Raw genomic sequence first — 12,751 nt, forward strand, 5'->3', positions numbered from 1 at the left:
GAATAACGATGCTCATTGACGACATTGATTTTGCCGACCTTTACCGTAAACAGCTGCGTTTGGCGCATCGCACCGAGAAAAAACCCGAGCACTGGGATAAGCGTGCGGAAAAAATGGCCGAGAATTGCGCCTCATTAACCGACAGCTATCTGCTGCAGCTATTGGGGAAAATCGACCTGAAAGGCGCAGAGTCGCTGTTTGATATGGGCTGTGGGCCCGGTACGGTATCACTGGCGCTGGCTAAAAAGATGCCGATAATCTACGGCGTGGATTACAGCCAGGGAATGCTGAGCGTTGCCGCCCGTCGTGCCAGGCAGATGAATGCCCACCACGTTCAGTGGGTACAGCGTGCCTGGGAAGAGCACTGGGATGACTTACCCCGATGCGATATTGCCGTCGCCTCGCGTTCCACGCTGGTCACCGACATGCGCCAGGCGATGACCAAGCTGAATAATCAGGCACGGTTACGGGTGTACACCACCCACCTCGTCAGTTCCTCGTTTGTATCGCCGACTCTTCAGCGCGCGCTGGGACGCGAGGTAATAGAACTTCCCAACTATATCTACGCGCTGAATGTCCTGTACCAGATGGGCATCCACGCTCACGTTGATTTTATCCGCGGGCCCAACTGTCAGCAGGACAACAGCACCTGGACGCGTTTTCTGGAAAACGTGCGCTGGAGCATGGGCGAGCTGAGTGTCGACGAGATGGATCGACTGGAACACTGGTATCAACAGCAGGACCCTCGCACCATTGCGCCCGCCAGCCGCGACTGGGCGCTGATCTGGTGGGACAGCGTGCCGCCGGAGGCACTGCAATGATCTACTTTTCGCAGGCGCAAACCGATGCGCTGCTGCAGGAAGATATTCAGGGCGGCGACCTGACCACCCGGGCGCTGGGCATTGGCGCACAGCAAGGGGTTATGGATTTCTGCCATCGCCAGGGGGGCTGCGTGAGCGGCATCTCTGTCGCCAGACAAATGCTGTGTTCATTAGGTTTGACCGTCACCGAACAGCGGGCTGATGGCGAACACGCAGCCCCCGGGCAGCAGCTCATTCGCGCCCATGGCAACGCGGCAGCACTGCATCAGGGCTGGAAGGCCGTACAAAATGTGCTGGAGTGGAGTTGCGGTGTCTCGCACTATCTCGACGCGATGCTCAGCGTTGCCCGCGCCCGCTACCCTGACGCACAGATCGCCTGTACCCGCAAAGCGATCCCCGGCACCCGCTTGCTGGCAACCCAGGCAGTCCTTGCCGCCGGTGGCATTATTCACCGGGTAGGATGCGCCGAAACCGTCTTGCTATTTACCAATCATCGTCGTTTTCTTCCTGACCCGCACGACTGGGCAGGCACTATCGCGCAGTTACGCCGCCATGCGCCAGAAAAAAAGATTGTCGTCGAAGCCGACACGCCGGATGAAGCCCTGGCCGCGCTACGCGCCGCACCCGATGTACTGCAACTCGACAAATTTACCCCCGAGCAGTCGGCAGACATTGCTCGTCTGGCCACTTCTCTGGCCCCTCATTGCACGCTGGCGCTGACTGGCGGCATTACCCTCACCTCGCTAGCGAGTTATCTCGACTGTGGCATCAGACTCTTTATCACCTCCGCGCCTTACTACGCCCCACCTGCGGATATCAAAGTAAGCCTGAGCCCGGACGCACGTGGCATATAACATTAATAAATGGACTAAAAATAATGAATTTCACCAAAAGTTGTCTTTACACAGCGCTGTCGCTTGCTTTCGCGCAGAGTGCTTTTGCTGGGCAGGAAAGCGAAACCATGACCGTCTGGTCAAGCCCGGCCTCCGCCGCAACTACCACGGTTCTGGGGCAGGAAACAATACAAAAACTGGATAAACAAAATGTCGCCCAGGCGCTGAGCGTGGTCCCTGGCGTGGTGCTGCAAAAATCCGGCAACCGCAATGAACAACAGGTCAAAGTACGCGGGTTTGACAGCCGCCAGGTGCCGGTCTTTTTCGACGGTGTGCCGGTGTATATCCCCTACGACGGTAATCTCGATTTGGGCCGTTTTCTCACTTCCGATATCGCCTCGGTTGAAGTCTCCAAAGGCTATTCATCGCTGTTGCAGGGCCCAAACCAGATGGGCGGCGCTATCAACATTACAACGAAGAAACCCACCAAAGCGCTCGAAGGTAGCATTGGCTATCGTCAGGGCTGGAGTCGCAGCAAAGACAATGCCCACGATATGCACGCCTCCTTTGGCGCCAGCAACGATCTGGGATATATCCAGCTCAGCGGCAGCCAGCTAAAGCAGGATTTTCTCGGCTTGCCGCACGGTGTGGATAATCCGCTGGCCGGCAGCAACGGCAAGATGACCAACTCATCCGCCGATGATAAACGCGGGATCGTCAAACTGGGATTTACCCCACGCGGCGATGACGAATATGTGCTGACCTATATTAATCAGGACGGCGAAAAAGATAACCCGCCGTACGCCGGAACCAGCAGCCAGAAGTCGCGCTACTGGCAATGGCCGCAATACGATAAAGAGAGTTATTACTATCAGGGCACCACGCATCTGGGCGACCGTTTTACCCTGAAAAGCCGTCTGTATCGTGACACCTTCGAAAATACGCTGATGATGTACAACTCGCTGGCCGATCTGAAAAATAAGAAAGGCAGCTACAGCCACTATTCTGACTACAGCGACGGCGCAGGATTGCAGCTCGCCGCCGAGATGCGCGAAAACGATCTGCTCTCGTTCGCCGTCAACTGGAAAGATGATGTGCACCGCGAAAAAGGCGCACCAAATGCGGCTTACGATCGTTATGAAGACCGTACCTGGTCTGTTGCCAGTGAATACCAGTGGGCGGCTGCAGACAATGTCGATGTGGTGGCCGGGATAAGCTATGACTGGCGCGACAGCGTCGAGGGTATGAAGCACGAGAAAAACGGCAGCGTCACCCATTATGACGATAACAATCAGTCAGCCTTTAACTGGCAGGTCATGACCAAATACCATTTTGAAAATGCCGACACGTTAGCACTGTCCTACTCTGACAGAACCCGTTTCCCGACGTTGAAAGAACGTTACACCACCTCAAAACCGGCCTATAACCAGATAGCGCTGGTCAACCCACAGCTAAAACCGGAGCGCGCCCGCAGCGTCGATCTCACCTGGAACGGTTCATTCAGCAAGGATTGGGGATTCGAAGCCAGCATGTATTACAACCGCATAACCGATGCGATACTGGCGCACAATATTGACGCCGACACCATCCAGAACCAAAACAGCGGCCGGGTGGACTACACCGGGCTGGATGCCGGTGTCAAAGGTAAGGTCTTTGATATGCTCGACGTAGGGCTGAGCTACGGGCTTATCCATGCAGACATCAAACGTAACGACATCAGCAAAACGACCGATCTGCCCACGCAAACCCTCACCGCCTGGATGACGCTGAAACCATCGGACCCACTCAGCATTACGCTGTCCGAAGAGGCCCGCTCGTCAAGCTACAGCAATACCGACGGCTCACAGAAAGCAGCGGGGTTTGCGATTACCCATCTGCGCGCGGACTACGCCATTGGCCGTGGGTTTAGCGTAAACGCGTCGGTCAATAACCTGTTTGATACGCAGTATGTCTACAGCGAAGGATTTATCGAAGAAGGCCGAAATTTCTGGGCAGGGATTGAATACCAGTTCTGAGCCCTTTTGAGAGACGGCCCCCGCAGGGGCCGCTCAATTAATCTCGCCGTACCAGGCGGAAAATACCCAGCACGAGGATCGCGCCGACGACGGCCACCAGAAAACTGTGCAGATTAAACCCGCTGATATCGCCACCAATACCAAACATCGTTGCCAGCCATCCGCCAACCACAGCCCCGACAATGCCGAGAATACAGGTCAGAATAAATCCTCCGCCATCGCGCCCCGGCATGAGCAGTTTAGCGATAACACCCGCAATCAGACCAAAAATAATCCAGGCAATAATTCCCATTTTCAGGCCCTCTTTCCAATGAACGCACGCGCAAGCCATTCCTGCGCCAGTACGTTAAGTATAGGCAAGCCGTCGCCCGGCGTTTTTCTACAGCTTGCGTTCAGCGGACTTAATAAAAAATTTCATCCATTTGTATTAAGTTCTGTCGCGCGATGCCGATAATCCAACGACAAACCAGGCATCCAGGAGTCATTAGGTGTGAGCAACTACCATGAGCAGTTCCTGAAGCAAAATCCATTGGCGGTGTTAGGCGTTCTCCGCGACTTAAATTCACAGCAGATCCCCCTGCGAATCTCCTGGTCAGGAGGGCAATTCATCAGCAAAATTCTCGCGGTGAGCCCGGATGAATTAGTTATGGATTTTGGCAGCCAGGAATATGAAAACCAGGCCGTTCAGCGGGCAAACCACGTCTCTGTCATCGCTGAAACGCAGGGCGCCAAGGTCGAGTTCACCCTGCCTCAGCTCAAAAAAGGGGAATTTCAACGGTTGCCGGCATTTATCTCGTCGCTGCCGCCCGCGCTGTGGTTTGTCCAGCGCCGGGAATATTTCCGTATTGGTGCCCCATTGCATCCGCCCTATCACTGCACGGCAAAAATGCCGGACAACAGCATTTTACGTTTTCGGTTGTTCGATTTATCGCTCGGCGGGATGGGCGCGCTGTTAGAAGAGGCAAAACCAGAAGGACTGGTGGAGGGCATGCGCTTTTCGCAGGTTGAAATCAACATGGAACAATGGGGAGTGTACCACGTTGACGCCCAGCTTATTTCCATCAGCGAGCGCAAAGTTATCGACGGGAAAAATGAAACCATCACCACTCCCCGCCTGAGCTTCCGTTTTCTCAACGTCAGCCCGGCGGTGGAGCGGAACTTACAGCGGATTATTTTTTCACTCGAACGTGAGGCCCGGGAAAAATCCAACAAGGTACGCGAGTAACCTCACGCGAACTACATCACATCCAGCGCTTGCTGAAGCTTCCAGATATAACGCGGAGCCTGCGGCGCCGGATGATTATCAGCCACATGCTCAATAAACTCATCCGGACTGAGATCGTTGATTTTGTTGATGGCTTTTTTCCTGTCGGAGGAGAATGTCCGCAGCAACGCCCCCGCACCGTTGGCATATGACACCACCAGCGCATATTGCATCACCTGTGGGTCTTCGATGCCGGCCAATGGTCCGGTTTCGAGAATATTCAGGTACGCGGCACCCATTGAGATGTTGCGCTCAGGGTTTTTCAGCTCACTGGTTGACGGCTCGCCACTCCAGCCCATCCGACGGTAGACATCCCGTCCGGAGGTAGAGGCTTTGAGCTGCATCAGCCCAACGGCGTTAGATTTACTGACCGCATTCGGATTTCCGCCTGATTCAATGGCGATGATGGCCGTAATCAATTGTGGGCTTACCCCCCAGGCCGCGCCGGCTTTTTCACTGATCGGCATCCATTGCATTGCGCGTTTAACCGGAACTTCAGCATTCCATGGCGGATTTTTGTAATCCTGTTTTGAACTACAGCCCGCAAGTAATACAACCAAAAAAGCAAACCATCTCAATTTCACGTCATCTATCCTTATAGCCGGAACCTGTCGCTGAGGTGACAACGACATACCTACGCGGCATGATATACATTTGGTTTTAGTTGTAGCAAGGAAATGCCATGTCCCGGTTTCACTTAATTGCCCCCTCGGGCTACTGTATCAACCAGCAAGCGGCATTGCGCGGGCTTTCGCGCCTTACTGAGGCCGGTCATCAGGTCACAAACTCGGCGGTTATTGCACGTCGCTACCAGCGTTTTGCCGGGACGGAAACCGAACGGTTAGCGGATGTGAATGCATTGGTTGAGCTGAAAACGCCCGATACCATTGTACTGGCGGTGCGCGGCGGCTATGGCGCCAGCCATTTACTGGATGCTATTGACTGGCAGGCACTGACCGCCCGCCAGCAACACGACCCACTGCTCATTTGCGGACACAGCGACTTTACGGCAATCCAGTGCGGCCTGCTGGCACAAGGCAACGTCATTACCTTCAGCGGCCCGATGTTAGCGGCCAATTTTGGTGCCGAAGAAATGAACGCGTTTACCGAACACCATTTCTGGCAGGCATTACGCAATGCGCAATTTACTATCGACTGGCAAGGTGATGGTCCGGACTGCGCCACCGAAGGCACGCTGTGGGGCGGTAATCTGGCGATGCTCATTTCGCTGATTGGCACCCCGTATATGCCCGCCATTGATAACGGTATTCTGGTGCTGGAAGACATTAATGAGCATCCGTTCCGCATCGAGCGCATGCTGTTGCAGCTGTACCACGCGGGCATTTTAGCCCGTCAGAACGCCATTATTCTCGGCAGTTTTAGCGGCAGCGCACCAAACGATTACGACGCTGGCTACAATCTGGAGGAAGTCTGCACATTTCTGCGTGCCAGACTGTCGGTACCGTTGATTAGCGGTCTCGATTTTGGTCACGAACAGCGCACCGTCACGCTCCCGCTCGGGGCAAAAGCGGTGCTGCGAAACGTGAAAAATAGCAGCCAGCTCACCTTAACCGGGCATCCGGTGCTGAAATCGTAAAAAAAGGTGCTAACAGGGCTAAGTAAAACGCTGTTTCTGCCGCTAATATGTTAGGGTTTGTTAATACGAAACAGCGTAATTCAGGAGTAACCGAACGTTGGATGCCGCAGCAATTATTAGCCTTTTTATTTTGGGTTCCGTTCTCGTCACCTGCAGTATCTTACTCAGTTCATTCTCATCACGTCTTGGTATCCCGATCCTGGTGATATTCCTCGCGATCGGTATGTTAGCGGGCGTAGATGGCATTGGCGGTATTCCTTTTGATAACTACCCTTTCGCCTACATGGTGAGTAACCTGGCGCTGGCGGTTATCCTGCTTGATGGCGGGATGCGTACCCAGGCCAGTTCCTTTCGCGTAGCGCTCGGTCCGGCATTATCACTGGCGACCGTGGGCGTGCTGATCACCTCCGGCTTAACCGGCATGATGGCCGCGTGGCTGTTTCATCTGGATCTCATCGAGGGTTTATTGATTGGCGCGATTGTTGGCTCAACCGACGCCGCGGCGGTATTTTCCCTGCTCGGTGGGAAGGGTCTGAACGAACGTGTCGGCTCGACGCTGGAAATAGAATCGGGCAGCAATGACCCGATGGCGGTGTTTCTGACCATCACGCTAATTGAAATGATCCAAAACCACGAGACCGGCTTAAGCTGGATGTTCGCGGTGCATATTATTCAACAGTTCGGTCTGGGTATTGCGCTGGGTCTGGGTGGCGGTTATCTGCTCCAGCAAATGATTAACCGGATTTCGCTGCCTGCCGGATTGTATCCACTGCTGGCGTTAAGCGGCGGGATCCTGATTTTTGCCCTCACCACCGAGCTGGAAGGCAGCGGTATTCTGGCGGTCTACCTGTGTGGCTTCCTGTTGGGTAATCGACCCATTCGCAACCGGTTCGGTATTCTACAAAACTTTGACGGCCTGGCCTGGCTGGCGCAAATCGCCATGTTCCTGGTACTGGGTCTGCTGGTGACGCCGTCCGACCTGCTGCCCATTGCCATTCCGGCGCTGATTTTGTCTGCCTGGATGATTTTCGTTGCCCGCCCGCTGTCGGTGTTCGCCGGGCTGCTGCCGTTCCGGGGTTTTAATCTGCGTGAGCGCATTTTCATCAGCTGGGTCGGCTTGCGCGGTGCGGTGCCGATCATCCTCGCCGTCTTCCCGATGATGGCCGGGCTGGACAATGCCCGTCTGTTCTTTAACGTGGCGTTCTTCGTCGTCCTGATTTCGCTGTTGTTTCAGGGGACATCGCTCTCGTGGGCTGCCAAAAAAGCCAAAGTGGTGGTTCCACCGGTCGGCTGGCCCGTTTCGCGCATTGGTCTGGATATTCATCCTGACAATCCCTGGGAGCAGTTTGTTTATCAACTGAGTGCCGATAAATGGTGTGTGGGGGCCGCACTACGCGACCTGCATATGCCAGACGAGACGCGAATTGCCGCGCTGTTTCGGGACAACGTGCTGTTTCATCCGTCGGGCAGCACCCGCCTGCGCGAAGGTGACGTGCTGTGCGTTATTGGTCGCGAGCGCGATCTTCCCGCATTAGGCAAGCTGTTCAGCCAGTCGCCGCCGGTCGCGTTAGACCAGCGTTTCTTTGGTGACTTTATTCTCGAAGCCAGCGCCAAATACGCCGACGTGGCGCTGATATACGGGCTGGAAGATGGCACTGAATATCGCGATAAGCAGCAGACACTGGGTGAGATCGTCCAGCAATTGTTAGGCGCCGCACCGGTGGTCGGCGACCAGGTCGAATTTGCCGGGATGATCTGGACTGTGGCCGAGAAAGAAGATAATTCGGTGCTGAAAGTCGGCGTTCGCGTGGCAGAAGATGAGGATGAATAATAGTGATGTTTTTGCCGGGTAGCGGCTGCGCCTTACCCGGCTTACAAATGTACTGCTATTGTAGGCCTGATAAGCGCAGCGCCATCAGGCAACTTTACAAAAGTTACACCGTCACAACCGGTACGCGCAGCGCCAGCGAGCACATCAGCTCGTACCCCACCGTACCGGCCGCGGTAGCCACATCGTCGATTTTGATCTCTTTGCCCCACAACTCTACCGGCGTACCAATGCCTGCCTGAGGACATGGCGTCAGATCCACTGCCAGCATATCCATCGACACCGTGCCGACCGTCCCGGTACGGACACCGTCCACCAGCACCGGCGTGCCGCTCGGTGCATGGCGCGGATATCCATCGGCATAGCCGGTCGCCACAATCCCGATACGTTGTTCACCGCGTGCGGTGTAACGCCCACCGTAGCCGACCCTGTCACCGGCCTTCAGCGTTTGCACCCCGATGACCTCGCTGTTCAGGCTCATTACCGGTTTGAGACCGGTGTTGGCGATGTCCCGCCATTGCCCTGACGGAGAGGCGCCGTACAAAATAATACCCGGTCGTACCCAGTCGAAATGGGCTTCCGGGTGCCACAGCGTGGCGGCGGAGTTTGACAGCGAACGTCGGCATTCAAGCCCTTCCGTCGCCTGTGCAATACGCGCCATCGCGTCCTGAATACCGTCCGGATGTTCGGCATCAGCAAAGTGCGACATCAGCGTCATTTCACCCACATTCGGCATCGCCCGCAGCTGTTGCCAGACGGTTGCCACCCGCTCAGGCAAAAAGCCCAGACGGTTCATGCCGCTGTTAACCTTCAGGTATACATCCAGCGGAGCGTTCAGTCGGGCATTTTGTAACGCTTTGAGCTGCCAGTTGCTGTGTACACAGGTGGTTAAACGATATTGGTCATACACCGTCAGATCGACGGCGTGGAAAAAACCTTCCAGCATTAAGATCGGGCCTTTCCAGCCACGCTCGCGCAGCGTTATCGCTTCTTCCAGATTCAGCATGGCGAAACCGTCGGTGGTCCCCAGCGCATTCCAGACGCGCTCAATGCCATGTCCATAAGCATTGGCTTTTACCACCGACCAGACGCGGGCGTCCGGTGCGGCCTGCCGTGCAATGCCTAAATTTTGTTTCAACGCCTGCAGGTCAATGCTGGCCAGTATTGGGCGGGTCATCTCGCGTCCTTCTCAGCTATGTGCGCCGTGTAAATGTCGTGGACGTGACGGCGAAAATCCTGGGCTGTAACGCGCCACGCTCAGGTCATCGTAAGGGATGGCGGGCGTGCGACCAGAAAGAATATCACTCAGCAACTGTCCCGATCCGCAGGCCATGGTCCAGCCCAGCGTACCGTGACCGGTGTTGAGCAGCAGGTTCTTAAAACGGGTACGCCCAACTACCGGCGTGCCGTCCGGCGTCATCGGCCGCAGCCCGGTCCAGAAGGTGGCCTGCTCCACATGCCCCCCGCGCGGGAAGAGATCGCGCACCACCATTTCCAGCGTTTCACGTCGCGGCTGTAATAATTCAGTATTGAAGCCCACGATCTCCGCCATGCCGCCCACGCGGATACGGTTATCAAAACGGGTAATGGCAATTTTGTAGGTTTCATCAAGGATAGTCGACACCGGCGCGCCGTCGTCCTCCGCGATCGGAATGGTCAGCGAATAACCTTTGAGTGGGTAAACCGGAATATCGACCATCCCTTTCAGCATAGCCGTGGAGTAAGAGCCAAATGCCATCACATAAGCATCGGCTTTGATAATTTCCTCACCGCACTGCACGCCATAAATCTGCTCGCCATCGCTCAGCAGCTTATCAACCGGTGTGTTGAAGCGGAATTTAACCCCTGCCAGCTCCGCCATTTGTGCCAGGCGTTGGGTAAACAGCTGACAGTCGCCGGTTTCGTCATTCGGTAGACGCAGCCCGCCGGTCAGCTTATGCGCCACTTCGGCCAGCGCCGGTTCCACTTCCGCGAGGCGATGGGCTTCCAGCAGTTGATATGGCACACCCGCATCTTCCAGAACGGCGATGTCGCGCGTGGCGTTCTCATACTGCTGCGCGGTACGGAATAGCTGCAGCGTCCCGCCCTGACGACCTTCATATTCAATGCCGGTAGTGGCTCGCAGCGCCTTCAGGCAATCACGGCTATATTCCGCCAGACGCACCATACGACCTTTGTTTTCCATGTAATGACTGGTGTCACAGTTGCGTAGCATCTGCCACATCCATTTCAGTTGGAACTGCGTGCCGTCAAGGCGAACGGCCAACGGCGCATGGCGTTGAAACATCCATTTAATCGCTTTTAGCGGTACGCCGGGTGCCGCCCACGGTGCTGCATAGCCTGGAGAGATTTGCCCCGCATTCGCCGCACTGGTTTCCAGCGCCGGACCGGGCTCACGATCAATGACGGTGACATCGTGTCCAGCCTGACTTAAATACCAGGCGCTGGTCACGCCAACGACACCACTTCCCAGTATGACAACTCGCATAGCCACTCCGTTAACAGTAAAAGAATAATCTTCTAATTACATCTTGATAACTCAGTTGAAAATATTATTCAACATATGACTTTTTTATGGTGATGTACCTCACACATAGCGGTAACGACAGGGATGTCTCTGCTTTAGGATCTCCTGCTGTGCGTCATTTTTATCCAGCATAAAATTTCGTGAACATCCTGTTTTTCGATGTTGGATTAACGTGATATCGCAAAGAAAAATTTTCTGCCGCAGCACGTTTTTTAACACCGTGTTCTATGCTTGAAATGAGGTACTCCAGACAGAGAGTGCCGCCAACAATGAGGGTGCGCGAATGGCTACGATTGATTCCATGAACAAGGACACCACACGGTTGAGCGATGGACCCGACTGGACGTTTGATCTGCTGGATGTCTATCTGGCGGAAATAGACCGCGTGGCAAAACTCTACCGACTGGAGACCTATCCGCACCAAATCGAGGTCATTACCTCCGAGCAGATGATGGACGCCTACTCCAGCGTCGGGATGCCGATTAACTATACCCACTGGTCGTTTGGTAAAAAATTTATTGAAACCGAACGTCTGTATAAGCACGGTCAGCAAGGGCTGGCTTATGAGATTGTCATCAACTCCAACCCGTGTATCGCGTATCTGATGGAGGAGAACACCATCACCATGCAGGCGCTGGTGATGGCACACGCCTGCTATGGGCATAACTCCTTCTTCAAGAACAACTACCTTTTCCGTAGCTGGACGGATGCCAGCTCCATTGTTGATTATCTGATTTTTGCCCGAAACTACATTACCCAGTGTGAAGAGCGCTACGGCGTCGACGAAGTCGAAAAACTGCTCGATTCCTGCCATGCACTGATGAACTACGGTGTCGATCGCTATAAACGCCCGCAAAAAATTTCATTGCAGGAAGAGAAAGCGCGGCAAAAAAGCCGCGAAGAATATCTGCAAAGCCAGGTAAATATGCTGTGGCGTACCTTGCCGAAAAAAGAGGAAGAGAAAACCGTGTTTGAAGCGCGGCGTTATCCTTCTGAACCCCAGGAAAACCTGCTGTACTTTATGGAAAAAAATGCCCCTCTGCTGGAGTCCTGGCAGCGTGAAGTGCTGCGTATCGTGCGCAAAGTGAGCCAGTATTTTTATCCGCAGAAACAGACCCAGGTGATGAACGAAGGCTGGGCGACGTTCTGGCATTACACCATCCTTAACCACCTGTACGATGAAGGCAAAGTCACCGAGCGGTTTATGCTGGAGTTTCTACACAGCCATACCAATGTGGTGTTCCAGCCGCCGTACAACAGCCCGTGGTATAGCGGGATAAACCCCTATGCGCTCGGATTCGCCATGTTCCAGGACATCAAACGTATTTGTCAGTCTCCGACCGAGGAAGATAAATACTGGTTCCCGGATATCGCCGGTTCTGACTGGCTGGAAACCCTGCACTTCGCGATGCGTGATTTTAAAGATGAGAGCTTTATCAGCCAGTTCCTGTCACCGAAGGTGATGCGTGATTTCCGCCTGTTCACCGTGTTGGACGATGACAGACATAATTATCTGGAAATCTCAGCAATTCATAACGAAGAGGGATACCGTGAAATTCGTAACCGGCTGTCGTCGCAGTATAACCTGAGCAACCTGGAGCCAAACATTCAGGTATGGAATGTCGATTTGCGCGGCGATCGCTCTCTCACACTGCGCTATATCCCGCATAATCGCGCCCCGCTGGATAAGGGCCGCAAAGAGGTGCTGAAGCACGTCCATCGGTTATGGGGTTTTGACGTGACGCTGGAGCAACAAAATGAGGATGGCAGCGTGGAATTGCTGGAACGTTGCCCGCCGAGAATGAACGGTCTGTGAATCTTATTGCCGGGTGGCGACGCGAAAGCGTCTTATCCGGCCTACACTAG

At 54.6% G+C, this 12,751-nt stretch carries 11 protein-coding genes; 7 read left to right on the top strand and 4 right to left on the bottom strand.

What is annotated here, in order from left to right; all coding sequences use genetic code 11:
- Positions 1-8 precede the first annotated feature (8 nt).
- From FDW95_RS04545 to FDW95_RS04555, 3 genes are read left to right on the top strand one after another with little or no spacing between them, the layout of a single operon-like run.
- Complete coding sequence (locus FDW95_RS04545) at positions 9-821, top strand: class I SAM-dependent methyltransferase (RefSeq protein ID WP_115258261.1); 813 nt, start codon at positions 9-11, stop codon at positions 819-821.
- Positions 818-1,675, top strand: a complete 858-nt coding sequence (gene modD / locus FDW95_RS04550) for a ModD protein (RefSeq protein WP_115258260.1) — start codon at positions 818-820, stop codon at positions 1,673-1,675. Before FDW95_RS04545 ends, modD begins: the two co-directional genes overlap by 4 nt.
- 23 nt (positions 1,676-1,698) lie before the next feature.
- Complete coding sequence (locus tag FDW95_RS04555; protein ID WP_115258259.1) at positions 1,699-3,669, top strand: TonB-dependent receptor; 1,971 nt, start codon at positions 1,699-1,701, stop codon at positions 3,667-3,669.
- A 37-nt stretch (positions 3,670-3,706) separates the two neighbouring features.
- Here FDW95_RS04555 and FDW95_RS04560 read toward each other — a convergent pair whose 3' ends face one another.
- A complete protein-coding gene (locus tag FDW95_RS04560) occupies positions 3,707-3,961 on the bottom strand; it encodes a GlsB/YeaQ/YmgE family stress response membrane protein (protein WP_115259931.1) in 255 nt (84 codons plus the stop codon).
- Between the two features lie 198 nt (positions 3,962-4,159).
- Here FDW95_RS04560 and FDW95_RS04565 point away from each other — a divergent pair, with 198 nt between their 5' ends.
- Entirely contained in the window at positions 4,160-4,894 is a 735-nt protein-coding gene (locus tag FDW95_RS04565; RefSeq protein ID WP_115258258.1) for a flagellar brake protein, read from the top strand.
- 11 nt (positions 4,895-4,905) lie between these two features.
- Here the strand turns inward: FDW95_RS04565 and emtA are convergent, their stop codons facing one another.
- Entirely contained in the window at positions 4,906-5,517 is a 612-nt protein-coding gene (gene emtA / locus FDW95_RS04570; RefSeq protein WP_096756738.1) for a membrane-bound lytic murein transglycosylase EmtA, read from the bottom strand.
- Positions 5,518-5,615: 98 nt separating this feature from the next.
- On the opposite strand from emtA, the gene ldcA reads away from it, so the two are divergent.
- Together ldcA and FDW95_RS04580 are read left to right on the top strand one after the other, a co-directional pair.
- A complete protein-coding gene (gene ldcA / locus FDW95_RS04575; protein ID WP_115258257.1) occupies positions 5,616-6,530 on the top strand; it encodes a muramoyltetrapeptide carboxypeptidase in 915 nt (304 codons plus the stop codon).
- Positions 6,531-6,627: 97 nt separating this feature from the next.
- Positions 6,628-8,361 (top strand): potassium/proton antiporter, encoded by a 1,734-nt coding sequence (locus tag FDW95_RS04580; protein ID WP_115258256.1) that lies wholly within the window; start codon positions 6,628-6,630, stop codon positions 8,359-8,361.
- Positions 8,362-8,464: 103 nt separating this feature from the next.
- Here the strand turns inward: FDW95_RS04580 and dadX are convergent, their stop codons facing one another.
- Together dadX and FDW95_RS04590 are read right to left on the bottom strand one after the other, a co-directional pair.
- Complete coding sequence (gene dadX, locus FDW95_RS04585; RefSeq protein WP_115258255.1) at positions 8,465-9,535, bottom strand: catabolic alanine racemase DadX; 1,071 nt, start codon at positions 9,533-9,535, stop codon at positions 8,465-8,467.
- Between the two features lie 12 nt (positions 9,536-9,547).
- Positions 9,548-10,846 carry a D-amino acid dehydrogenase gene (locus tag FDW95_RS04590; RefSeq protein WP_115258254.1) on the bottom strand — a complete coding sequence of 433 codons (1,299 nt, stop codon included), beginning with the start codon at positions 10,844-10,846 and terminating at the stop codon, positions 9,548-9,550.
- A 322-nt stretch (positions 10,847-11,168) separates the two neighbouring features.
- On the opposite strand from FDW95_RS04590, the gene FDW95_RS04595 reads away from it, so the two are divergent.
- A complete protein-coding gene (locus FDW95_RS04595) occupies positions 11,169-12,701 on the top strand; it encodes a SpoVR family protein (RefSeq protein WP_096756733.1) in 1,533 nt (510 codons plus the stop codon).
- Positions 12,702-12,751: the final 50 nt, after the last annotated feature.

Origin of the sequence: Citrobacter sp. wls718 (assembly GCF_005280945.1) — a bacterium.
GTDB lineage: Bacteria > Pseudomonadota > Gammaproteobacteria > Enterobacterales > Enterobacteriaceae > Citrobacter > Citrobacter gillenii.

Bases quoted from the DNA above. Each gene is read 5' to 3' on its own strand.
- FDW95_RS04545 (WP_115258261.1), top strand. From the start codon at position 9: ATGCTCATTGACGACATTGATTTTGCCGACCTTTACCGTAAACAGCTG.
- modD (WP_115258260.1), top strand. From the start codon at position 818: ATGATCTACTTTTCGCAGGCGCAAACCGATGCGCTGCTGCAGGAAGAT.
- FDW95_RS04555 (WP_115258259.1), top strand. From the start codon at position 1,699: ATGAATTTCACCAAAAGTTGTCTTTACACAGCGCTGTCGCTTGCTTTC.
- FDW95_RS04560 (WP_115259931.1), bottom strand. From the start codon at position 3,961: ATGGGAATTATTGCCTGGATTATTTTTGGTCTGATTGCGGGTGTTATC.
- ldcA (WP_115258257.1), top strand. From the start codon at position 5,616: ATGTCCCGGTTTCACTTAATTGCCCCCTCGGGCTACTGTATCAACCAG.
- dadX (WP_115258255.1), bottom strand. From the start codon at position 9,535: ATGACCCGCCCAATACTGGCCAGCATTGACCTGCAGGCGTTGAAACAA.
- FDW95_RS04590 (WP_115258254.1), bottom strand. From the start codon at position 10,846: ATGCGAGTTGTCATACTGGGAAGTGGTGTCGTTGGCGTGACCAGCGCC.
- FDW95_RS04595 (WP_096756733.1), top strand. From the start codon at position 11,169: ATGGCTACGATTGATTCCATGAACAAGGACACCACACGGTTGAGCGAT.